Source organism: Thermocaproicibacter melissae (assembly GCF_024498295.1).
In the GTDB taxonomy this organism is placed as follows: Bacteria; Bacillota; Clostridia; order Oscillospirales; family Acutalibacteraceae; genus Thermocaproicibacter; species Thermocaproicibacter melissae.
Window position 1 is genome coordinate 1544974 of record NZ_CP101827.1, and the last position, 23488, is coordinate 1568461.

Here is a 23488-nt window from a genome sequence, read left to right on the forward strand (position 1 = left end):
AGCGGCGAAGAAAGAGGTTTCATTCGCTGCCGAGTTTTTCTTTTACAATAGGCAATAAGTCTATGCCGTCTTTTGTGTCCCGAGAAATAGTCAACAAATCAGCCAATAGGAATTTCATTGAAAAAACAATCAGCAGACCAGAAAATCCGGTCTGCTGATTCTTCATTTCTTCGTGCTCACAAAGATTTCCTGATAAAGCGCAGTAAACTTCTCCACCGTGGAAGAACTCTCCCAGACATCTTTTGCCATCTTTTTGTTTGCCCAATCCCTCGTTCGCTTAATAATCAAATCTTGCTTGCCGTCATTGATCACAAACCTCACGGAGTCTGCATTTTTGATTAACGCAAACATCAAAATGGCGTTCTGGTCGAAAACGGTTTGGTTCTCGTCCTTTGAAAAAGAGGCCCTGACCGCGGGCGTTGTCTTGTAAACAATGTTAAGAGAATACGGAGCCTTGCTCGTATACAGTTCAATTCCCGTGTGTGTTAGCGATTTCGGCATCTGCAGTCGATACGAGATATTGGCGACCTTGCTGTTGTCGCCGACATATTGGGTGCGGTATCGATAGATGTCTTGGACAGCATTGCTTACGGCGGTACTGCTTTTGCCGGCCGCATTGATTCTCGGATTGGCCACAAGCCCAACCCCGATACCGATAACAGCAACTACGGCAATCACTACACTCCAAAAAGCGGGCTTTTTATAATTCAGCACATTTTTTATGCGGGCTCGAACATTTCCCTCGCCGAAAGCAAGGGCGCTGCCGCTGATCATGCGCTTTTCTGTCGCCAGCGATAAAAGCGACATCGAATAAGCTTTTTTAATTTCTCCGCCCATTTCTTTCAGCACGCGCTCATCGCAGGAAAGCTCCATATCCGTGCTCATCAGAACAAACGCAATCCACACCAGCGGGTTAAACCAATGGATACTCAGAATCAAATACGCAAGGAGCTTTACAACGTGGTCGAACCTGCGAATGTGTGTCTGCTCATGCCGAATGATATAGCTCTTTTCTTCCGTCGAAAGCCCTGAGGGTATCATAATTTTCGGCCTGAATAAGCCAAGCACGAACGGCGTTTTCAGATTGTTGGCTTCATATAGATTACTCTCGATACAACGCGCATTCTTGAGGTTCTTTTTTAGTATCAGCGTCGAAACAACACTGTAAATCAGCATAGCTGCAATTCCGACAAGCCAGATATAGGAACCGATTTGTGCGCAGACTTGGGACGGATTCACGCTTGCCGCGGCAGTCGTCGCTTGCAGCGAGTGTGCCGCGCTGATTCCGCCGCCAATCCTCGTTGTCTGTTGACCCGCAATATTCTGCGAAACCGGCGAGACAGCTCTTGGAACCAGGCTCAGAACACTTTCAAAGGAAACGGGGCACAAAAGTCTGAAAGCCGCCGCACTCCAGAGGGCATACGAAATGACTTTCGGCGTCTTTTTCAGCGGCAGCCGAACGAGAATAATAAAAAGAATCACATAGCTCGCGGTCAGGCTCATGTTTAAAACTGTCAGAAATTGATCTGCCACGCTTATTCCTCCTTGTGTTCGTCAATCAGTTTCTTGAGTTCCTCGGCCTGACGAGCGCTGATTTTCTTGCCGCCGATGAAGGCTGCAAGGAATTTGGGGAGTGACCCGTTAAAGGTATCTTCCACGAAACGTCTGCTTTGTCTGGCATAAAACTCGTCTTTTTTGATTAAAGAGGATACAACCGCGTTTTCATTTTGAAAAATGCCTTTGTCGCACAATTTCTTAAGAACCGTATATGTGGTGGACTTTTTCCAGTGCATTTCTTTCTCACATAGCTTTACCAGTTCACCAGACCCAATCGGTTCATGCTGCCAGATTAAGTCGGCAAATTTTGCTTCGCTTCGAGCAAGCCTGTAGTCATTCATCGATTTTGCCTCCTAGGTCTATATATTATAGACTCTTGCTATTAGTCTATTCTTAATAGACCAAAATGTCAATGGTTTCCCAAGATTTTTTCTCGCGAATCTGCTCCGATGTCTGGTTCTTCAAGGTTGAATCAACGGGCATCCTGCGCATGAAGATAAAATCAAAGAGCCCTGTAAAGCTTGCGGCATCGTTTTATTTCGGAATTTGTTCTGAACATAAAAAAAGCTCACTAACAATCGAGTGAGCTTATAGAGTACACAGAAGAACATATTTCCTTTTATGTACGAAGTGTTTCTGTTTCTTTGTTGTTTATAGCTTGTTCGCATTTGCTTTTTTCTTTGGGTTTTTCCTGATTTACATAGAATTTTTCCAATTCCAAATCATAGTTTATCAGAGAATTGAAAATATCTGCCGTGCGATCCTCTTCTTTGGAAGGAAAGAGGTTTTCTGCAACGACTTTTGGCAGCACAATAAAAGAAGCTACAATTCCGCCTACTGCTGTGATTACCGTTGCGATGTCTGAATACGTGATATCCGGTTTTTGTGTGATGTTGATAAAGGCGATGATGCAAGTTGAAACCATTGCCAAAAGAAAAATCATAATAAACGTGAAGAAGATTATCTTCATCACTTTTGTCACTTTGGCTCTGCTGACATAATTCTCTACATACTTGTTCAGGAAATTACTGTATTGCGTGTTTCTGTCCTTAACGGAATCGAGCGCATGTTCCCTATAATAGTTATCGCTTTTTATTTTAACCGGCTTATTTTTTATTGTGGCATTTCTTAAAAATTCCAAAGTCTGAGTAAACTGACTTTTCATAGCGCCATCTTCTTAAATAATGTGTAATTTTTTCAGCCGTATTGCCGCTGCCGACTGGGATACATCGAACTCATTGGCAATATAATTAATCAACTCAGAATCTGGCTGCTCTCCAATCTTAGTTTTCTTAAAATTGCCTACCTCACGGATTATTTCATCCTCCGGCATTAAAAGAGTCGAAGCAAAATTGTTCGCGTATCTTTCTTCCAAACTGTAATTTCCGGCATCTCTGTGAGCAAAGCAGTGCGAAGGTTTATTCTGAATAAAATAGTGGCCTAATTCGTGTGCAATCGTAAAGCGTTTTCTTGTGGATGAATGTTTGGAATTTACGACAATAATCTGTTTCGCGTCAAACCCTTCGATATTTTTATCATCGGCCATAATAAGTCCGGAAACACTGTCGTCCATCGGCATTTCATAGACGGAAAATCCGTAGAAATTTGCAATCGACACAATTGCAATCGGCGCAACATTTAAGTCCGTCTCTTTTAGTACTTTCTCAACCATATTTTTGATTTCTTCGTCGTTTACCTGATGCATATTGTCGGTATGCGCCCCCTCATTTGCGTTAGCATTGGTTAAATTATATACTGGAAAATTACTTTTTGTTAATGAGTAATTTTCATGATTTTTCAATGCGTTTTTATGAATAATATACCAATTTTTGGAATTTTGCAATAGCACACGCAAAAAATTATATGCTCTTTCCAACACATTCATTCACCTTCTATATCCGAATATCATTCCCATCTTATTCCTTTTTTATTATACCCGTGTTTGTCCTATAATAAGCAGTTTATATTTTCTATACAAATTAATCGGATGATAATTATAAAATTTTATTTATGTTGCAGAAAAGAAGAAAATCACGAAAAGCAGCCAAGCTATATGGCTCGGCTGCTTGCGAGGTGGACAAGCAGGACTTGACCTGCACGAAACTGCACAAAACATATTTGCGAGGGACAAAACGACTTGGGGTCTCTCTATACAGTAATTAATATTTGCACAAAAAAAGATAATGTTCCGTGTGCTAGCAAGGCTTTGAGGATATGGTGGTTCTGCTTTATACGAAATCATATTGGGATCCCATAATTTTTGTTATATCAATTTTAAAATCAAAAACTTCATCTTTGTTTATTATTTCGTCATTATATCTTTTATAATAGAACCATTTTCTTTTATCGTTCCAAATTTTAAAGAGCTGCACCATTTCCTATATTCTTAATACAAAGAAAAACACCCCAAAACAACGACAATAACACGACGATGTCTTCGAGCGACTCTTAATATTTTCTGGAAGAACCTTATGAATCTATTTTTGCTATATTCCTTTACAAATGCTTCCTTACGCATTTTAACAAATCACCCGTTGTTCATATAATATTACCATATCAATCCAATTTCAATAAAATAGTGCAGCCGCAGAGTTCTTTCTCTATTATTATTACCTCTTATTTCACAGTCCCAAAATAAACAACAAAAACCGGTGTCCACGAACTTTTGGTTGCACCTAGTTTCGCAACAGCGGTTTTCTGCAAGAATTTCAATGAAAAGCTTATGGTTCAAAAAAGAGTTGACTCCAATGACTCAAAGAAAAAATACCACAGGCACTAAAGATTCTTGACGGAAGCGCAATAGAAGCGCAATTTTACCAAGGTAAATTTGCTCATGAACAATCAAGCGGCGGAACCCGGAAAATCCGGATTCCGCCGCTTTGTACTTTAATTATCAATTGGAAACTGTCACCACTATATCTATAGTGGTCAAATAAGTGGTCAAAAGCCTGCGGTTGATTCAATAAGCCGCATGAATACTGGACATTTTATGGTGCGGGTGACAGGACTTGAACCTGCACGGTTGCCCACAAGAACCTAAATCTTGCGTGTCTGCCAATTCCACCACACCCGCATAAAAGCGGCGGGATTTCCGCCACTTACCGGTCTATTATACAGGAAAAAACTCAATTGCGCAACCGTTAAATGCGAAGGATTCCCTGCTCCAGCATAGACTGCGCAGCGAGCATCGCGCCAAGGCGGCCGCTCGGATAGTTGAGTCCTCCCTGCATCCACGCGGCATAAGGCTCGCGGAGCGGTGCGTCCGCGGAAAGTTCAATGGAAGCGCCAAGCGTAAACGCGCCTGCCGCCATGATGATTTTGCAGTCGTAACCCGGCATATCCCACGGCTCAGGAGTTACGAAAGAATCCACCGGGGCGCCCTTTTGTACGCCGCGGCAGAACGCAATGAGCGATTCCTCGTCGCCAAGCTCCACGGTCTGGATGATGTCTGCTCTCGGCTCGTCATACCGCGGCGTTACCTCGTAGCCGAACAAATGGAACAGTGCCGCCGTAAATACCGCCGTCTTTAAGGCTTCGCCGGTCGTAACCGGCGCATGGAACGCACCCATGAAAAGCTCGCGGTTGTTGCCGAGCGTTGCGCCTATTTCGCGGCCGGTTCCCGGCGTTGTCAGGCGATAAGCACAGCTTTCCACAAGGTCCTTGCGCCCTGCGATATATCCGCCCGTGGGCGCAATGCCGCCGCCCGGGTTTTTAATCAGCGAACCTGCCATCAGGTCGGCACCGTGCGAAACAGGCTCGTCCCTCTGGACGAACTCGCCGTAGCAGTTGTCCACCATCACAATGCAGTCGGACGCCTTACTCTTGACAATGGAAGCGATTTTTTCAATCTCCTCCACGAAAAGCGAAGGACGAAGGGCATAGCCGCGTGAACGCTGAATATATACCATGCGCAGGCCGGGCTTCACGCGCCGCGCGATTTCCTCATAATCCGGATGTCCCTCCGGCGTGAGGTCCACCTGCTCGTAGTGTATCCCAAATTCCTTCAGCGAACCGTTGCCGTTCCCCGTAATGCCGATGACCGAACGGAGCGTGTCATACGGCATGCCCGTGACGCAGAGCATCGTATCCCCCGGGCGCAGCACGCCGAACAGGGCGACCGTCAGCGCGTGCGTACCGCTGACGAAATTATGGCGCACAAGTGCATCTTCCGCGCCGAGCGCATCGGCAAAAACGCGATCGAGCGTATCGCGCCCGCGGTCGTCGTAGCCGTATCCCGTAGATGCCGCGAAATGACTCTCGCTCACGCCGTTTTTCACAAAGGCCGCAAGCATTTTCTGCTCGTTCCAGTCCACCGTTTCTTCAATTCTTTTGAAATACGGTCGGGCAAGTTCTTCTGCTTTTTTTGCCGTCTCTTCGATGCGCGCATCAATCTTAAAATATGGATACAAAACGTCTTACTCCTTTTTCCTGTATCAAAGCGCCAATGGGGATTTTTACTCCCTGTTTGTAGATTACCTCAAAGCGTTTATCTCTCACGCCTTAACGCCTCCCGGTCCCGATTCCGGAATTTAAGTATTCTGAAAATCGACTTCGACCCAGCGTCCATAAGATTCAAAGCCGAGTGAGCGGTAGAATTCCTCGTTTTCGCCTTCCGCCCGGAAAATGTAGATGTTCTCGCGTTTCAGCCTGCCCGCAAGTGCGTTCACAGCCGTTCTGCCATAGCCATGGCGGCGAAGCCCCGGCACACACGCAACTGCGGAAATCACCGCTGCGCGCTCCGTCATAGCGGTGCAGACAGCGCAGGAGACAAGCCGCGCGCCTTGGTAAACGCCGGCGGAAAGAGCTGCGCCGTGCCTTGTACGGTAGGAAAGGTCCATGTAAAACGGCTCAAACTCGGGCACACGGAAGGTATTGGTTTCCGATTGTTTGAGGACCGAGTAAATTTCCCGCGGGCTTGGGTCGAATCGAACATCGGCGTAGGCTTCTTCCTTGTGGTTTTGTGCATGCAATACCATGATTTCGCCCCAAGCGGACGGGGCAAGCCCCAAGTGCTTTGCCGTTTCCTCAGAGCAGGAAAATTTTTTGACGTCGAGCGTACGAAGAAAAGCGAGAACCTCTTCCGCATCCATCCCGTCTTTTTCCTCAATGAGCGCAATGTCATCAATTTTTGCCAGTACCGTTCCGCCGTCCTGAACCCAGAACTGCTCAAACGGTCCACTTTGTCCGTAAGTTGCCGCCGCCGAAGCGATTCTGCAGCCAAACGGTGTCTCCGGAGATACGTCCGGTGCGTTGTCAGTTAAAATTTTCAGCATTAGTCGTTTTATTCCGGCCTTTCTTCTTCGATCAATTCTGCAAGTGTTTCAATAAGCTTTAGTGCAGCAAAATAGTCCTCTTGGCTGATAATACCCACTGCGGAGTGCAGATAGCGGCAAGGCAGCGAAACAGCAGCCGTTCTCACGCCGCCGCGCGACGGATGAATCGCTCCGGCGTCGTTTCCTCCGGTAGCCGCCTGCTTTGCCTGACATTTCACGCCCGCTTTCTCCGCCGCTCGAAACGCCAAACGGTAATATTCACGGTCATAAACGGTGCGGCGGTCCATAAACGAAACGGCAGGGCCGCTGCCCAAACGGCACACCTGCTTCGCTTCTTCCACCCCGGGCACATCCGCCGCCGTGGTGGCCTCCACCACAATGGCAGCGTCCGGCTCAACGGAATAAGCGGCTGTCTTTGCCCCGTTCAGGCCGACTTCCTCTTGAACCACAAACGCAAACACGGTGTCGTATTTTGGCTCGCAGCGCATCAGCTCAATCAGGATTGCACAGCCCGCGCGGTCGTCGAGCGCGCGCCCCATGATGGTACCATTTTCCGCCTGAAAGACAGAGTCGAACGTCGCCGTATCGCCCGGCAGCACAGCCGCCTGCGCCTCTTCGCGCGTCAAAGCTCCGATGTCGATGTAAAGTTCCTCAAGCGGAACACTTTTTTCGCGCTCGTCTTTCTTCAGGACATGAATGGGCTTCAGGCCCACAACGCCGTGCACGTTTTTCCCGATGGTCACCGATTTTCCGGGGAGCACGCGGCGGTCGATTCCGCCGACGGTGCTGAATTTCAGAAGGCCGTCGTCCGTGATATGCGTCACGATCAGGCCCACCTCGTCCATGTGCGCGCTGATCATCAGCTTTTTCGGCGCACGATTTTTCCCTTTTCGGAAGGCGATGATGTTTCCCAGCGGGGTGACCTCGATTTTCTCCGCGTAGGGGCGGATTTCCTCGAGAATGATTTCTCGCACCTCGTCCTCATGTCCCGAAACGCCGCGCGCCTCGCTCAGCTTTTTCAGCAGTTCCCAGTCCGCCATCACTCCACCTCCCGCACATACGCCGCAATCAGTCTTGCGGTTGCTTCGATGTCGCGCAGGTCGATGATTTCGGCCGGAGTGTGCATATTGCGCTCCGGCACCGAAATGAGTGCGGTGGGCACGCCGGTTTTTGTCACGGCAATCGCGTCGCTGTTCGTTCCGGTTTCTCCGCCCATCACATCGCGCTTATACGGAATTTTCTCCCGCTCCGCAATCGCCACAAGGCGTTCGCTCATGGTTCTGTCCAGCACGGGGGCAAAGCCGATCATCGGCCCGCCGCCGAGCTTTCCGCACTGCTCCGGCCGCACGCCGGGCTGCATGGCAAACCCGACGTCCACGGCAATTGCCTGCGTGGGGTCGGCAAGGTAGGCGCCTGTCACGGCTCCCTGACCGCCGACTTCCTCCCTTGTGCTGCATAGGAAAGTTACGCGGCAGCGCAGCGGCTCATCCGCGAGCATCTGCGCACAGCGCACCATGACGGCGATGCTGGCGCGGTTATCGAGCCCCGGTGCGCTCACGCGCCCGCCGAGCAGTTCCTTCGGCTCGGTGCGGAACACAATGCGGTCGCCGGGATGGACGAGGCTTTTCACGGTTTCCGCGTCGCATCCGAGGTCGACCGTCATTTCCGCAATTTCAGGGATTTCTTCCTCTTTTCCGCCCGTCAGGTGAGGCGGCATACAGCAGACAACCCCGCAGAGCGGCTTTTTCCCAAGAACCGTTACCGCGGTTCCGGGCATGACACGCCGGTCGGTTCCGCCGCAGCGGTCCACATGGAGGAATCCCTTGTCATCGATTCTCGTTACGATGAGTCCAATCTGATCGAGGTGTGCATCAATCAGAAGGTGCGTTTTTGCGTCCTTGCTGCCGATTTCCGCCGTCAGGTTGCCGAGCGCATCGGTACCGGTCTTGGCATACGGCGCGAATTCGCGCTGCACCACGGCACGGACTTCCGATTCGTCGCCCGGCGTTCCTGCTGCGCCGCACAGGCGGAACAGCATTTCCTTTAAATTCTGAAGCATGACTGTGGTCGTTACTCCAATCCGTTGACAATCTCGCGGAAACGTTCGCCGCGTGTCTCAAAATTCGGGAACATATCAAAACTTGCGCAAGCGGGCGAAAGCATAACAATATCGCCCTTCACGGCTTCGGCGCGGCAGATTTTCACCGCCTCTTCGAGCGAGGACGCGTGAAAAATCTTCGGGTTTCCTTCGCGGTAGCCGGGTGCCGCCTTGACCGCAGCTTCGATTTTCGGCGCCGTTGCTCCGATGAGGACGAGCGTCTTTACTTTATTGACGATGGCTGGTCCCAGCGGGTCGAACGGGATGTTCTTGTCGTAGCCGCCCGCAATCAGCAAAATCTTCTGGTCGAACAGCGAAAGCGCGCCGTTGATGGTGCGGCTCGGCGTCGTGCCGATGGAATCGTTATAATAGGAAACGCCGTCAAGTTCGCGCACAAATTCGTTGCGGTGCGCCACGCCCGGGAACGAGCGGGCAACTTCCGCGATTTCTTCCGGCCCCGCAAGGCCCCAGACGGCGCACGCCGCCGCCAGATAATTTTCAATGTTGTGCAGGCCGGGAATACGGATGTCCGCTTTGTTCATGATTCGGGTCGTGCCCTCGGGCAGAGAAAGGAAGATTTCGCCGGATTCGTCCATCCACGCGCCGTATTTCACCGGGTGGCGGCGGCTGAACATCAGGCACTGGCCGCGCACATCTTCCGCAAACGAAGCGGTGATCTCGTTGTCGGCGTTGAGCACGGCGCGCCCGAAAGCGTTCTGGTGCAATATGATGTTCTTCTTTGCACCGATATATTCTTCCATATCCTTATGAACATCGAGATGATTCGGAGAGACATTCGTCACAACCGCGATATCCGGACTTTTGCGCATGGAAATCAGCTGAAAGCTCGAAAGCTCCGCCACCACAACGTCTTCCGGCTTGATTTCGTCGATGCGCGGCAGAAGCGGCGTTCCGATGTTCCCGCCGACATGCACCTTCCTGCCCGCGGCCTCAAGCATTTTTGAGATGATGGTGGTCGTTGTCGTCTTGCCGTCGCTGCCTGTTACAGCGATGATGCGGCAGGGGCAAAGGTCAAAAAATACCTCCATTTCGGAAGTAACTGCAGCCCCGCGTGCGCGGGCCTCTTCCAGCTGCGGCAGATGATATTTCATACCGGGGGTGCGGAAAATAATCTCTTCGCAAAGGCCGTCAAGGTAGCCTTCTCCGGTCACAAGGCGAACGCCCAGCGCTTTCAGCTCCTTTGCAATGTCGCCGAGCTGTTCCTCCGTGCGGCGGTCGCGCCCTGTTACAATTGCTCCGTGCTTCGCAAAAAGCCGCACGAGCGGCAGGTTGCTGCCTCCGAGCCCGCAGAACGCCACCGTTTTCCCTTTGACCGATTTGTAAAATTCATCCGCTGTCATTAAGCCGAATTCCCCCTGTTTGATTTTCAAGACTCAGACCTTATTATACTTTTTCTGCTGGCAAATAGCAAGCTGAGCTTTTCGCCGAAAGAAGGTGAAAAACGTCCACAAACGGTTTTTTGCCCAACTGTATCCGCTCCAGCACACCGTAGAATAAGCCCCCACTACCATAGTTCTGACGGTGAATATTCCCCAAATAAGCAAAATCGGGAGGGGCATCAATGCCCTTCCCGATTCATCTTCAACAGAAAACTTTCAGACGACTTTCCGCCCGAAATAATCGCCGACTTGGCTGACCGGCATCGGACGCGCGTAGCGGAACCCCTGAATTTTGTCGCATTTGCATTCACGGACGAAATCATCTTGTTCCTTCGTTTCAACGCCCTCGGCAATAACCGAAAGGTTGATGTCCTTAAACATCTTTGTCAGTTCGCGAATCATGATGTTGCATTTGTGGTTCTCCATAGATTCCCAGATGAGGCTCTTGTCGATTTTCACCACGTCGAACGGCATATCGGTCACGTGGGTAATGTTCGAGTACCCGGTGCCGAAATCGTCCAGTGCAAACTGAACTCCCTGTTCCTTCATCTCGTGCAGTTTCCCGCTGATCAGTTCATAGTCGCTCACAAGCGTGGATTCGGTCACCTCAAACAAAATGCGGTTCGGTGAAATGCCGTTGCGGCGGATAATATCCATCAAACGCGAAACCACATTTTTCTGCATGAGCTGCACTACGGAAAGGTTCACCGAAATCGTGTCGATGTCTGCTCCGCATTTCAGCATGCTGTGAATATATTTGCACACCTGGTCCAAGACAAAATTGCCAATCTCCATAATCAGGCCGCTCTGTTCGGCAACAGGAATGAATTCATCCGGCGGAATAAAGCCGCCGTTGCGGTCATGTAGGCGCAAAAGTGCTTCCGCCTCGGTGAAATTGCCGTCGTAAACATTGTAAAGCGGCTGATAGTAAATTTCAAAGCCACCGTTTTTCAGGGCATGGTGGAGCAAATCTTCTAATTTGGTAATACGGCGCGGATTGCTTGACATCACAGAACGTGCCGCAGGCGCTTTGCCGCCTCTGGGCGGTTTTGTACCTGCCGACACAGACTTGATTTTCGCTGCCGTCTCCGCCATAATTACTCCCTCCATGTTGCGGTTTATTCAGGCACGCATCCTTGCGCTCCTCCGATGGCTTCTTACAAAGTTTGTGATTTCCATTTTTTCAATAGATTGATACAGAACCAAAAGTAATAATAACATATCAGTTGCAAAAAGTACAGAAGTTTGCGATAAAATTGGCATAAAAACTGGGGTTTTTTTACGAAAAAAAGCATTTTTGGTCACTGTAATAATGGGAAATTGCCCGCACAAAAGCGTATTTCATGCCGCTGAAGGTATATTCTCCCCGTTTCAAAGAAAAATAACGATGGGGTGAAAGATATGAGAAAACAAACAGCCATGACATACTTCTGTGTCGTTTTGCTTGTGCTGGCACTCGGCGGGGCAGCGGTTTACAACGGAATGCAGGCAGAAAGGTATAAACGCACAATTGAATACAACTACCAGCGTGCTCTGAATGACCTTGACGACCATGTGGGCAACATTGAAACCGCGCTTGATAAAGCCACTTATGCCAACACCATCACCGAACAGAATATCCTCGCGGCGAAGCTGATCCGTGAATCCGGCATGGCGCAGTCCTCCCTCGCCACCCTTCCCGTCGGCGACAATTCCCTCGACAACGTGAGCAAATTTATTGCTCAGGTGGGCGATTTTTCCTTAGCAATGGCAAACCATGTCTCCGCAGGCCAGAAAATCACACCCGATGAGTTCAAGACCATGCGTAGTTTGGAGACGTACTCCAAGAAGCTCACGTCCGACATGCAAAACCTTGACCTCGACTTTACCGGTGCGCAGACCTTCCACGACGCTATGCAGGAAACGGCAAAGGATTTCAGCAACTTCCCCTCTTTGATTTACGACGGCCCGTTTGCCGACAATATCATGAACCAGAAACCCAAATTGACGGAAGGAAAAGCCACCATCCCTCAGGGCAACGCGCAAACCCTTGCGGCCCAATTTCTTGGGACAACCCAAGACAAATTGACGCATGTGCAGGACACTGCAGGCAACCTTCCGACCTATAACTTCACCGCAAACAACGGTGAAATCCGCGTCTGTGTCACCAAGGCAGGCGGTCTAATCTCTTGCATGACAAACAGCCGCAAAACGGGCGACACAAAACTCGGCTATGATGAAGCTCTCAAAAAAGCTCAGGCCTTCCTCCGTGAAAAAGGCATGAGCAACATGAAAGAAAGCTACTACGCCATTAACGACAACATCTGCCTTATCAACTTTGCTTACAGCCAAGACGGCATTATCTGCTACCCGGACTTAGTAAAAGTCGGCGTCGCGCTCGACAACGGCGAGATCGTGCGGTATGATGCCGCGGGGTATATCATGAACCACCACAGCCGCAATCTCTCGGCAAAGCTGACTGCCCAGCAGGCACAAAAGAGCGTCAGCTCGAACCTCAAGGTTCAGCAGTGCCGCATCGCGCTGATTCCGACGGCAAGCAAGAGTGAAAAGCTGACGTATGAATTCCTGTGCACCGGCATGGACAACGAAGAAATTCTTGTCTATATCAATGCGGAAACAGGCCTTGAACAAGACATTCTCATTCTTCAGAAATCCGACAACGGCGTTCTGACAAAATAACTGAAGCAACAAAAAGCGGTGGAGTATCTCTCCACCGCTTTTCTTATGATTGATTTCCGAGCAGCTTCACGAGCACAGCCTTCTGCGCATGCAGGCGGTTTTCCGCCTCGTCGAAGATTTCCTTCGCATGCTTCTCGAACACCTCGGCGGTGATTTCTTCCCCGCGGTGCGCAGGCAGGCAGTGCAGAACCATCGCATCTGGCTTTGCCTGAGCAAGAACCTCGTCATTCACCTGGTAGCCTTGGAAGGCCTTGCGGCGTTTCTCGATTTCGTCTTCCTCGCCCATGGACGCCCAAACGTCGGTGATGACCACATCGGCGCCCTTGGCGGCTTCCATTGGGTCGGTCGTCATGCTAAACGCCGGGTGAACGGCGGCAAAGTCGCGCACAATCGGGCTTGGGCGGTAATCCTGCGGGCACGCTACGGCAACCTCCATCTTCATTTTCAGTCCGCCCACAATCAGCGAGTTCATCATGTTGTTGCCGTCGCCGATGAAGCACAGCTTAAGCCCTTCGAGCGAGCCCTTGTATTCACGAATGGTCATTAGGTCGGCAAGCACCTGGCAGGGATGCGCAAAATCCGTCAGGCCATTGATAACCGGAATCGTTCCGTTCTGGGCAAGCGCGTCTACCTCGGACTGCTTGAACGTGCGGATCATGATGCCGTCGAGGTAACGGGAAAGCACGCGGGCCGTATCCTGCACCGGCTCGCCGCGGCCGATCTGCAGGTCGTTGGCGGAAAGGAACAGCGGCAGTCCGCCGAGCTGATACATACCGACTTCGAACGAAACACGCGTTCTGGTCGAAGCCTTCTCAAAAATCATGCCCAGGGTTTTTCCTGCAAGCACCTTGTGTTCGATTCCATGCTTCTGCTCATATTTGAGCTGGTCTGCAAGGTTGAGGATTTCGGTGATTTCCCCGCTCGTAAGGTCCAACATTTTCAGTAGGTGTTTCATTTCATTAGCCCTCCCGTTTTCATAGGTTTTCCGGCCGGTTTTGCCGCCCGGGCTTCTTCATGTGTTCAGAACCGTTTCAAGAATCGCGAGGCCGCGGTCCGCTTCTTCATTGGTGATGGTAAGCGGTGGCAGAAGCCGCAGCATTTCTTTCGCCGTGAGGATAAGCAGCCCGTTCTCCACGCATTTTCGGGCGATTTCGCCCGGTGTGCCGGCTTTCGGTTTCGCGCCGAGCATCAGGCCCATGCCGCGCACTTCGGCAATGCCCGGCATTTTCTTCAGGCGCTCCGCAAAATAGTTTCCCATTTTGCGGACGTTTTCGAGAAACTCCGGTTTGCTGACGCGGTTCAGAACAACAAGCGCGCCCGCACACGCAACCGGGTTTCCGCCGAAGGTGGAGCCGTGCATTCCGCTGCCGAGCACATCGCCGAGTTCTTCTCGGCACAGGCATGCACCCATCGGAAGGCCGCCCGCAAGCGCTTTTGCGCTCGATACCACATCCGGCTGGATTCCGTAGCTCTGGTAGGCGAAAACTTCGCCGGTGCGGCCTATGCCCGTCTGCACCTCGTCAATCATTAGAAGGAGCTTATGTTCCGTGCAGAACTCGCGCAGTTCTTTGACGAACGCAGGGTCAAGCGGAATTACGCCGCCCTCGCCCTGAATCAGCTCTGCCAGTACGGCGCAGGTGTTTTCCGTGACGCACGCTTTGACGCTTCCTATCGCCGCGCCCGCCGTTCGGAATCCCTCCGTCAGCGGAAGAAAGTGCTCATGGAATACCTCTTGCCCCGTCGCGGCAAGCGTTGTAATCGTCCTGCCGTGGAACGAATTGTTTAGCGTTATGATTTCCGGCTTTTCGATGCCGAGTTTCTCCTCGCCGTACTTTCGCGCCAGCTTGATGCTGCACTCGTTTGCCTCGGCGCCGGAGTTGCAGAAAAAGACTTTTCCCATGCCGCTCACGGCACACAGCTTCTCGGCCAGCTCCGCCTGCACCGGACTGTAATACAGATTGGAAATATGCTGAACCGCCGCGGCCTGCTTTGCGACCGCCGCAGCCCATTCCGGGTCGGCATAGCCGAGGCAGTTTACGCCGATTCCGCTGGTAAAATCAATGTATTCTTTTCCCTGCACATCGAAGGCAGTGGCGTTTTTTCCGGAAGCAATTGCCGCGGGAAAGCGGGAATAAGTCGGCATGGTTGCGCCGTCGAGCTTCTTCTTTACTTCTTCAAAGGTCATCCTCATTCACCCCTTGCCCTCAGCAGAACATTGTTCCGATGCCTTCATCGGAGAACAGTTCAATCAGAATTGAGTGCGGAATCCGCCCGTCGATGATATGTGCGCGCTTCACGCCGCGCCGGACAGCGTCCACACAGCAGCTGACCTTCGGAATCATTCCGCCGGAGATGATGCCTTCGTTCTGGAGCTTCGGCACCTCGCTGACGTTCACGACGGGAATCAGCGATTCTTCGTCGTCCTTGTCGCGTAGAAGGCCGCGCACATCGGTCATGAGAATCAGTTTTTCGGCTTTCAGCTCCGCCGCAATGCGCGATGCGGCAATGTCGGCATTGATGTTGTAGACTTCGCCGTTCTCCCCGCCCGCAATGGTCGCCACCACGGGAATATAGCCGTTGTCGGTGGCATTGTTGATAGGCGCGGGATTGACCTTCGTAATTTCTCCCACATAGCCGAGGTCAACCGAAGAGGACAGTTTTTTCGCTGTCAGCATGGCGTCGTCAAGCCCACAGAGTCCTACGGCCCTGCCGTTGTGCCGCTCGAGCAGCTGAACCAAGTCTTTGTTGACTTTTCCGGCAAGCACCATCTGCACGATGTCGATGGTTTCGCGGTCGGTGTAGCGCAGGCCATCCACAAAGTGGCTTTCCTTGCCCACCTTGTTCAGCATTTCGTTGATTTCTTTTCCGCCGCCGTGCACAAGAACCACACGGATGCCCACAAGGCGCATCAGCACGATGTCGCACATCACGGCGTCTTTGAGCGCTTCGTCCAGCATGGCGCTTCCGCCGTATTTCACCACAATCGTCTTTCCCGCGTGCGTTTGAATATAGGGCAGAGCCTGAACCAGCACTTTGGCTCTGTCGCTGTTTGAAATCTGCATTTTCCCATCTCCCGCATTCGCCTTCGAAAGCAGGCTGAGCCTGCATGTACGAGCCCTTGAAAGAGCCCGATGCGAAATGTAAGCGCCGATTGTTTCTCTGCGAAAAAGTCGTGTCCGCCATAGGGCGGAAAGATTATGTTCGGTAGTCGCCGTTGATTTTCACATAATCATACGTCAGGTCGCAGCCGAACGCCGTTGCGGATGCATTGCCGTCGCCGAGCGAAACATGAACGGTAATTTCATCTTCGGAAAGGATTTTTTTCGCTTCTTCCTCGCTGAACGGAATTCCGGCGCCGTTTTCACAGACCTTGACCGAACCTGCTTTTGAGGAGAACGAAACGCCTACCTTCGTCACATCGGTTTCTGCCCCGCAGTAGCCGAGTGCGCAAAGCACACGCCCCCAGTTTGCATCCGCACCGAACATTGCCGCCTTAAACAGTGACGAGCAGATGATTCCCTTTGCGGCCTTCTTTGCGTTTTCCTCGTCCTTCGCTCCAGTGACTTCGCAAACGAGGAGTCTCGACGCGCCCTCGCCGTCCTTTGCGATTGTGCGCGCAATTTTCACGCAAAGCTGCGTCAGTGCCTCGGTAAAGGTTTTGTAGTCCTCACCCTCCGGCTCGTTGATCTTCGGATTTTCCGCAAGGCCGTTTGCGAGAATCGCACAAGTGTCGTTCGTTGAAGTGTCGCCGTCGATACTCACCATGTTGAAGCTCACGTCGACCGCGCTGCGCAGAGCCGCATCGAGTGCTTTGGCCGAAATGGCCGCGTCCGTCGTCAAAAAGCAGAGCATGGTGCCCATGTTCGGGTGAATCATGCCGGAGCCCTTCGCAATGCCGCCGATTCTGACTTCTTTTCCGCCGAGCGTGCAGGAAACCGCAAAATTCTTGATGACGGTGTCGGTTGTCATAATCGCGCGCGCCGCATCTTCGGAGCCGTGCGTCGTCAGCGACGCCGCCAATCCCGGAATAGCTGCCGCAATCGGCTCAATGGGCAGCACCTGACCGATGACGCCCGTCGAAGCGACGATAACGTCCTTCGGGCGGACGCCGAGCGCATCCGCCGCAAGCCAGCACATTTTCATGGCCTTCTGCACGCCGTCGGCGTTGCAGGTGTTGGCGTTGCCGCTGTTGCAGATGACCGCCTGCGCCGTTCCGTCTGCCAGATTTTCCTTCGTCACAAGAATCGGCGCACCCTTGACGAGGTTCTTCGTATAAACCGCAGCAGCAGCGCACGGCACGGTGGAAACTATCATGGCAAGGTCGGGTTTCCGCACATTTTTCCGAATCCCGCAGTGCACTCCCCCTGCTTTAAATCCTTTCGCGGCACAGACGCCGCCGGAAATATACGGATATTCAGCCATTTAGGTCCCTTCTTTCCTTTCCGCCGTGATCAAATACCTTGCGTATTCACGCAAATCTTTTCTTACATAGATTTTGTAGAGGGCTGTCACTTTCGGGTTTTCACCCCATCGGCTTCCAATGTCTCTGCCGCCCGTCAAGTAGCGGGCAGAACCGCTTTCGCCTGTCAAACCCAAGCTTGCGGAAAACGGTTCAGAACGCCGGAGGCATTGCGGTAAGCCCTGTTCTTTCGTCGATGCCGAACATCAGGTTCATGTTCTGAATCGCCTGGCCGGCCGCACCTTTGACCATATTGTCAATGGCCGATATTGCCACAAGCATTCCCGCGCGCGTGTCCACATGGATGGAAACGTCGCAGAAATTGGAAAGGCGCACGTTCTTGATGTCCGCAACGCGTCCTTGCGGCAGGAACCGCACGAAGAATTCCTCTCCGTAACGAGCCTCATAGGCTTCCCGGAGTTGTTTTTCCGTTGTGCCGGGCAAAAGCTTTGCATAGCAGGTTGCCAGAATTCCGCGGTTCACCGGAAGCAGGTGCGGCACAAACGTAACCGTCACTTCCCTGCCGAGAATCATGCGGAAGGTCTGCTCGATTTCCGGCGTATGCCGGTGGCATGCGACCTTGTAGGCTGTCATGCTCTCATTCAGTTCCGGGAAATGCGTGTTCTGTGTCAGCTTGCGGCCTGAACCTGTTACGCCGGAGGCGCAGTTCGCTATGATTCCCTCGGGGCTGACAAGTCCCGTTTCCAGTGCCGGCACCAAGGCAAGCGGTACCGCCGTCGTGTAGCACCCCGGGTTTGCCACGAGCTTTGTACCCGCGATTTTTTCACGGAACAGCTCCGGCAGACCATAAACCGCTTCTTCGTGTAAATCCGGATACTGGAATGTGTTTCCGTACCAGCCGTGGTAGTCGGCTTCTCTCTTCAGCCGGAAATCGGCGCCCATGTCAATGAACGCTTTGCCGGCGCCGCGGCATTTCTTCGCAAGCGTCTGGGAAAGTCCGCTCGGCAGCGCGGTAAAGACAACGTCGCTCTTTTCGATGACCGCATCCTCCGGCTCGCACGTCATGTCACAGAGGCGGTAATACGCCGGGTAAACGTCGCTGATGGGCTGCCCTTCGAAGCTGACCGAACCGACGGCGGCAAGCTCCACTTCCGGGTGCCCGAGCAGGAGCCTAACCAGCTCCGCACCGGCGTAGCCCGTCGCGCCGATGACTCCCGCGCGAATCATTCTTTCACCCCCAGCAAAGCGAGCACTCGTTTTGCCTGAGCTTCCACGTTTTCGGGCGCTGGTCCGCCGAGAACCTTTCGGCCGTTTACACAGCGCTCCAAGGAAATGGCATCGTAGATGCCTTCGTCGAAGTTTTCGCTGAATTTTTTATATGTTTCAATCGGCAATGTTTCCAGCGTGAGATTGTGCTCGATGCAGTAAGCCACAATTTCGCCGGTGATTTTATACGCCGTGCGGAACGGCACCCCTTTGCCCACGAGGTAATCGGCGCAGTCCGTCGCATTGATGAATCCCTTTGCGGCGGCGGCGCGCATATTCTTCGTGAGCACCTTCATCGTCGCAATCATCGGCGTGACGGTTTTCAGGCACATCGAAAGCGTATCGACGGCGTCGAAAATTGCTTCCTTGTCCTCCTGCATATCCTTGTCATAGGCAAGCGGCAGGCCCTTCATCATAGTGTAAAGCGTCACCATGTCGCCCACGGCTCGGCCTGTCTTGCCGCGAACCAGCTCGGCAATATCCGGGTTCTTTTTCTGCGGCATGATGCTGGAGCCGGTGGAGTACGCATCGTCCAGCTCAATGAACTTGAACTCCCATGAGCACCAGAGGATGATCTCCTCCGAAAGGCGGGAAAGGTGCACCATACAGATGGCGATGGCCGACGAAAGCTCCAGGCAGAAATCGCGGTCGGAAACAGCGTCGAGGCTGTTCTGCGTCGGGCCCGCGAATCCGAGAAGCTCCGCGGTGCGCTCCCTTTTGAGCGGGTAAGTCGTCCCTGCCAGTGCGCAGGAGCCAAGCGGGCAGTAATCCATGCGTTTGACCGCGTCCTGCAGACGTCCCGCGTCACGCAGGAACATTTCGGCGTATGCCATGAGATGATGCCCGAACGTCACGGGCTGTGCGCGCTGCATGTGTGTGTAGCCCGGCATAACGGCGCCTTTGTATTCCAGTGCTTTGCGGCACATGGTCTCCGTGAGGCCGTTGAGGAGCTTAAGAAGCTCCGCACATTCCTTTTTCAAATAAAGCCGCAGGTCGACCGCGACTTGGTCGTTGCGGCTGCGCGCGGTGTGCAGGCGCTTGCCGGTGTCGCCGAGGCGCGCGGTCAGCTCCCCTTCCACGAATGTGTGAACATCTTCGGCCGTTTCGTCAATCGAGAGTTTGCCGCTTTCAAGGTCGGCGAGAATATCCTTTAGTCCCTGGCAGATTTTCGCGGCTTCTTCCTGTGCGAGTACGCCGCTTTCGCCGAGCATTGTGGCGTGGGCGATGCTGCCCTGAATATCTTCCTTTACCATGCGGCTGTCGAATGAAATGGATGAATTGAAATCGTCCGTTGTTTTGTCAAGCTCCTTGTGGAACCTTCCGGCCCAAAGCTTCAACAGAATCACCCCTGTTGTATTACATTGTCATATAGGAAAAACGAGGGCGGACGGATCCGCCCCCGAAACAATCCGCTGGGATTATTTTTTCTCGGCTTTTAGCTTCTTCATCGCCTGCACGGTAATGGGAAGGCCGAACAGATTGATAAACCCGCTTGCGTCAGCCTGATTGTAAACGTGGTCTTCGCTGAAGGTTGCGATTTCTTCGTCATAGAGGGAGTACGGGGAAGTGACCCCTGCGTCGATGATGTTGCCCTTGTAGAGTTTGAGCTTCACGTCGCCCGTCACGGTCTCCTGCGTGGAATCGACGAACGCGGAAAGCGCCTCGCGCAGCGGGGTGAACCATTTTCCGTCGTAGACAAGCTCGGCGAACTTCTGGGCAACGCCCTCTTTATAGTGGAAGGTGTCCTTGTCGAGGCAAATTTCCTCGAGCTTCTTGTGTGCATGGTAGAGGATTGTGCCGCCCGGGGTCTCATACACGCCTCTCGACTTCATGCCAACGAGCCTGTTTTCCACGATGTCCGCGATGCCGATGCCGTTTGCCCCGCCGATTTTGTTCAGCTTGGCAATGATGTCAACGCCGCAGAGCTTTTCGCCGTTTACCTTGACCGGTATGCCCTTTTCAAACGAAATGGTGACGTACTCCGGCTTGTCGGGAGCCTTCTCCGGCGAAACGCCGAGTTCCAGAATCTTATCATACTTCGGCTCGTTTGCCGGGCTTTCCAGGTCGAGGCCTTCGTGCGAAAGGTGCCACAGGTTCTTGTCCTTCGAGTAGTTGGTCTCTCTTGTGATGTTTAGCGGAACATTGTGCGCCTCGGCATAGTCGATTTCTTCGTCTCTCGACTTAATGTTCCAGATTCTCCATGGGGCGATGATGGTCATGTCCGGCGCAAAAGCCTTGATGCTAAGCTCAAATCTCACCTGGTCGTTGCCCTTGCCGGTGCAGCCGTGCGCAATGGCGTCGGCGCCCTCGGCCTTGGCAATCTCCACAAGGCGCTTTGCAATCAGCGGCCTTGCGAACGAGGTGCCGAGCAGATATTTTCCTTCATAAACGGCGTCTGCTTTCAGCGTCGGCCAAATGTAATCTTCCACAAGCTGTTTTTTGAGGTCTGCAATATAGAGCTTCGAGGCGCCTGTTTTCTTTGCCTTTTCTTCCAGGCCGTTCAGTTCTGCGCCCTGCCCAACGTCAGCCGCCACAGCAATGACTTCGCAGTTGTTGAAATTCTCTTTCAGCCACGGAATGATAATCGAGGTGTCCAGTCCGCCGGAATATGCAAGCACTACTTTTTTAATTTCTTTTTCCATATTAAAAACCGCCTTTCTTTGTGCTGCAGTAGAAATTACTTTCCATTGATAAGATAATTATACACCGTTTATGCAAGAAATCAAGTGTTATTTGCATATTTATTCAAATTTTTCGCAAGGTGATTTGTTAAAGTGACTCGCTGCCAAAGTCGTCAATAGTATTTCCTCTTATTTTAGATTTCTGCAAAAAAGTGTTTTTCGCCGTGCGGAAATTCGTGTTTTCTTTCGCCGTCTGGAAACTAGAATCGTGGTATAATAATGAAAAAAGAATTCTGTCATTTCAGAGGAGGCTTTCCCATGAACAGTTTCAAAGAGACCGACCTGAATTCTCTAAAATTTAACCCCTTCACCATGATTAACGACGAGTGGATGCTTCTCACCGCCGGAAACGAGCAGAAGTGCAACACCATGACGGTAAGCTGGGGCTCCCTCGGCATCTTGTGGAACAAGCCTGTTGCCACCGTATACGTTCGCCCGACCCGCTACACGCTTGAGTTCCTTGAAAGGGAAGACACGTTCTCACTCTGCGTTCTTCCGAAGGATTACCGTGCAGCGCTCAACTACTGCGGAACCCATTCCGGGCGCGACGGCGACAAAATCAAAGCTGCAGGCCTTACGACTGTGTATGACAACGGAACGCCATATTTTAGCGAGGCAAAGCTTGTGCTTGTCTGCAAAAAGCTCTATAAGCAGGACTTTGACCCTGCCTGCTTCATCGACAAAAGCCTCGACGCCGCAAATTACCCGAAGCACGATTACCACAAAATGTTCATCGGCAGCATCGAAAAAGTGCTGGTCAAGGAATAACATCTGCATAAGAACAAAAGGTGCGTTTCCGCTTTGGAAACGCACCTTTTTGTTTCTTTAGGAATCAATCATATAATCCCGCAGAAGCGGAGCAAGCGACTGCGGAACCCGCGCCGTCAGGCGGCAGCCTTCGGGCGTGTATTCCTCGCTTTCCACCAAGCCGTCCTGCCGAACCCGCTGGGCAAGCGCTCCCGCCGAAAACGGCAGCAGAACTTTGACGGGCAAAAAATCGGGCAGATTCTCTTCAATGGCCCGCAGCAACTGCGGAAGTCCTTCGCCGGTTTTTGCGCTCACGCGCACCGCCGTACCGATCATCGGTACATTTTCCAGCTCCGGCACAAGATCGCATTTGTTCAGCACCGTGATAATCGGCCTGGCGCCGCAGCCGAGGCTTTCCAGCAGGTTGCGCGTCACTTGGAGGTGCACCGAAGCTTCCGGGCTGGAAATATCGCACACGTTCAGAATCACATCGGCGTAGGCCGCCTGCTCCAGCGTAGAATGAAACGCCTCCACAAGATGGTGCGGCAGGCGGCGCAGCAGACCTACCGTGTCAATCAGCATAACCGTCTCGCCGCCGGGGAGCTGAAGCGCGCGTGCCGTCGGGTCTAGCGTGGCGAACAGCCGGTTTTCGGCCAGCACGCCCGCTCCGGTTAAAGCGTTCATCAGCGTGGATTTTCCCGCGTTTGTGTAGCCTACAAGCGCCACCGTGAGGGTGCCCGTCTTTTCCCATCGGCGGTTGATTTGTTCTCTGTGCCGTTCCACATCACGCAACTGCTCGGTGAGCGACTGAATTCTTCTGCGGATGTGGCGGCGGTCCGTTTCCAGTTTGCTTTCGCCCGGGCCGCGTGTTCCGATTCCGCCGCCGAGGCGGGAAAGATTCTTTCCCATTCCGGAAAGGCGGGGCAGCATATATTTAAGCTGCGCAAGCTCCACTTGCAGCTTGCCTTCGCGTCTTGTTGCCCGTTTCGCAAAAATATCGAGAATCAGCATCGTGCGGTCGATTGTGCGCACTCCTGTTAATTCTTCAATGTTACGCAGCTGCGTGGGGGAAAGTTCGCAGTCGAAAATCAAAAGGTTTGCTCCGTAGTTCACGCAGAAGTCTTTAATTTGGCCTATCATCCCGCGGCCCACGCAGGTTGCGGGGTCGGGTGCGGGTCGTTTCTGCGTCATGCAGCCCAATGGCTCCGCGCCGGCACTTCTGACAAGCTCATAAAGCTCCGCCAGCGATGCCTCTGCATCCCACTCGCCTACATCAGGTTCCACAAGAAGAGCTTTTTCCTGAATCGGCTCATTTTCGTGGATTGTCATGCACGGCTGCCCCCTTATTTCGTTTTATTTCACTCACT

Annotated in this window: 21 protein-coding genes and 1 tRNA gene; 2 read left to right on the forward strand and 20 right to left on the reverse strand. The window is 52.3% G+C overall.

The window, feature by feature from the left end; translation table 11 throughout:
* Window positions 1-19 precede the first annotated feature (19 nt).
* The 12 genes from NOG13_RS07545 to NOG13_RS07600 all read right to left on the reverse strand — a co-directional run bounded on the left by NOG13_RS07545 (window position 20) and on the right by NOG13_RS07600 (window position 11423).
* Window positions 20-166, reverse strand: a complete 147-nt coding sequence (locus NOG13_RS07545; RefSeq protein WP_283109959.1) for a hypothetical protein — start codon at window positions 164-166, stop codon at window positions 20-22.
* A complete protein-coding gene (locus NOG13_RS07550) occupies window positions 163-1533 on the reverse strand; it encodes a M56 family metallopeptidase (protein ID WP_283109960.1) in 1371 nt (456 codons plus the stop codon). The genes NOG13_RS07545 and NOG13_RS07550 overlap by 4 nt, the downstream gene beginning before the upstream one ends.
* 2 nt (window positions 1534-1535) lie before the next feature.
* Window positions 1536-1898 carry a BlaI/MecI/CopY family transcriptional regulator gene (locus tag NOG13_RS07555; protein WP_283109961.1) on the reverse strand — a complete coding sequence of 121 codons (363 nt, stop codon included), beginning with the start codon at window positions 1896-1898 and terminating at the stop codon, window positions 1536-1538.
* Window positions 1899-2176: 278 nt separating this feature from the next.
* Complete coding sequence (locus NOG13_RS07560) at window positions 2177-2722, reverse strand: hypothetical protein (protein ID WP_283109962.1); 546 nt, start codon at window positions 2720-2722, stop codon at window positions 2177-2179.
* 12 nt (window positions 2723-2734) lie between these two features.
* Window positions 2735-3436 (reverse strand): ImmA/IrrE family metallo-endopeptidase, encoded by a 702-nt coding sequence (locus NOG13_RS07565; RefSeq protein WP_283109963.1) that lies wholly within the window; start codon window positions 3434-3436, stop codon window positions 2735-2737.
* Between the two features lie 1111 nt (window positions 3437-4547).
* Window positions 4548-4630: transfer RNA gene (locus NOG13_RS07570), tRNA-Leu, on the reverse strand.
* Between the two features lie 67 nt (window positions 4631-4697).
* On the reverse strand, window positions 4698-5966 hold the full coding sequence (locus tag NOG13_RS07575) for a methionine gamma-lyase family protein (protein WP_283109964.1): 1269 nt from the start codon (window positions 5964-5966) through the stop codon (window positions 4698-4700).
* Between the two features lie 120 nt (window positions 5967-6086).
* Complete coding sequence (locus NOG13_RS07580; protein ID WP_283109965.1) at window positions 6087-6830, reverse strand: GNAT family N-acetyltransferase; 744 nt, start codon at window positions 6828-6830, stop codon at window positions 6087-6089.
* Window positions 6831-6838: 8 nt separating this feature from the next.
* Window positions 6839-7870 carry a M42 family metallopeptidase gene (locus NOG13_RS07585; protein ID WP_283109966.1) on the reverse strand — a complete coding sequence of 344 codons (1032 nt, stop codon included), beginning with the start codon at window positions 7868-7870 and terminating at the stop codon, window positions 6839-6841.
* Window positions 7870-8889 carry a M20/M25/M40 family metallo-hydrolase gene (locus NOG13_RS07590; RefSeq protein ID WP_283109967.1) on the reverse strand — a complete coding sequence of 340 codons (1020 nt, stop codon included), beginning with the start codon at window positions 8887-8889 and terminating at the stop codon, window positions 7870-7872. Before NOG13_RS07590 ends, NOG13_RS07585 begins: the two co-directional genes overlap by 1 nt.
* Before the next feature lie 11 nt (window positions 8890-8900).
* On the reverse strand, window positions 8901-10289 hold the full coding sequence (gene murD, locus NOG13_RS07595) for a UDP-N-acetylmuramoyl-L-alanine--D-glutamate ligase (RefSeq protein WP_283109968.1): 1389 nt from the start codon (window positions 10287-10289) through the stop codon (window positions 8901-8903).
* A 255-nt stretch (window positions 10290-10544) separates the two neighbouring features.
* On the reverse strand, window positions 10545-11423 hold the full coding sequence (locus tag NOG13_RS07600) for an EAL domain-containing protein (protein ID WP_283109969.1): 879 nt from the start codon (window positions 11421-11423) through the stop codon (window positions 10545-10547).
* A gap of 306 nt (window positions 11424-11729) precedes the next feature.
* Here NOG13_RS07600 and NOG13_RS07605 point away from each other — a divergent pair, with 306 nt between their 5' ends.
* Window positions 11730-13007 carry a PepSY1/2 domain-containing protein gene (locus NOG13_RS07605; protein ID WP_283109970.1) on the forward strand — a complete coding sequence of 426 codons (1278 nt, stop codon included), beginning with the start codon at window positions 11730-11732 and terminating at the stop codon, window positions 13005-13007.
* A gap of 43 nt (window positions 13008-13050) precedes the next feature.
* Here NOG13_RS07605 and argF read toward each other — a convergent pair whose 3' ends face one another.
* The 7 genes from argF to NOG13_RS07640 all read right to left on the reverse strand — a co-directional run bounded on the left by argF (window position 13051) and on the right by NOG13_RS07640 (window position 21335).
* Window positions 13051-13962: an ornithine carbamoyltransferase gene (gene argF, locus NOG13_RS07610; RefSeq protein WP_283109971.1), complete on the reverse strand. Its 912-nt coding sequence runs from the start codon at window positions 13960-13962 to the stop codon at window positions 13051-13053.
* A 57-nt stretch (window positions 13963-14019) separates the two neighbouring features.
* The gene (locus tag NOG13_RS07615) at window positions 14020-15192 is read right to left on the reverse strand and encodes an aspartate aminotransferase family protein (RefSeq protein WP_283109972.1); all 1173 of its coding nucleotides are present in this window, start codon (window positions 15190-15192) and stop codon (window positions 14020-14022) included.
* Between the two features lie 19 nt (window positions 15193-15211).
* Window positions 15212-16069: an acetylglutamate kinase gene (argB, locus tag NOG13_RS07620; RefSeq protein ID WP_283109973.1), complete on the reverse strand. Its 858-nt coding sequence runs from the start codon at window positions 16067-16069 to the stop codon at window positions 15212-15214.
* A 133-nt stretch (window positions 16070-16202) separates the two neighbouring features.
* Window positions 16203-17429: a bifunctional glutamate N-acetyltransferase/amino-acid acetyltransferase ArgJ gene (argJ, locus tag NOG13_RS07625; RefSeq protein WP_283109974.1), complete on the reverse strand. Its 1227-nt coding sequence runs from the start codon at window positions 17427-17429 to the stop codon at window positions 16203-16205.
* A 190-nt stretch (window positions 17430-17619) separates the two neighbouring features.
* Window positions 17620-18654: an N-acetyl-gamma-glutamyl-phosphate reductase gene (gene argC, locus NOG13_RS07630; RefSeq protein ID WP_283109975.1), complete on the reverse strand. Its 1035-nt coding sequence runs from the start codon at window positions 18652-18654 to the stop codon at window positions 17620-17622.
* On the reverse strand, window positions 18651-20030 hold the full coding sequence (gene argH, locus NOG13_RS07635) for an argininosuccinate lyase (protein ID WP_283109976.1): 1380 nt from the start codon (window positions 20028-20030) through the stop codon (window positions 18651-18653). The genes argC and argH overlap by 4 nt, the downstream gene beginning before the upstream one ends.
* A gap of 81 nt (window positions 20031-20111) precedes the next feature.
* Entirely contained in the window at window positions 20112-21335 is a 1224-nt protein-coding gene (locus tag NOG13_RS07640) for an argininosuccinate synthase (protein ID WP_283109977.1), read from the reverse strand.
* 297 nt (window positions 21336-21632) lie between these two features.
* Between NOG13_RS07640 and NOG13_RS07645 the strand changes: the two genes are divergently transcribed.
* Window positions 21633-22142, forward strand: coding sequence for a flavin reductase family protein (locus NOG13_RS07645; RefSeq protein ID WP_283109978.1), 510 nt, complete (start codon window positions 21633-21635; stop codon window positions 22140-22142).
* Between the two features lie 57 nt (window positions 22143-22199).
* Here the strand turns inward: NOG13_RS07645 and hflX are convergent, their stop codons facing one another.
* Window positions 22200-23450, reverse strand: a complete 1251-nt coding sequence (gene hflX / locus NOG13_RS07650; protein WP_283109979.1) for a GTPase HflX — start codon at window positions 23448-23450, stop codon at window positions 22200-22202.
* Between the last annotated feature and the right edge of the window lie 38 nt (window positions 23451-23488).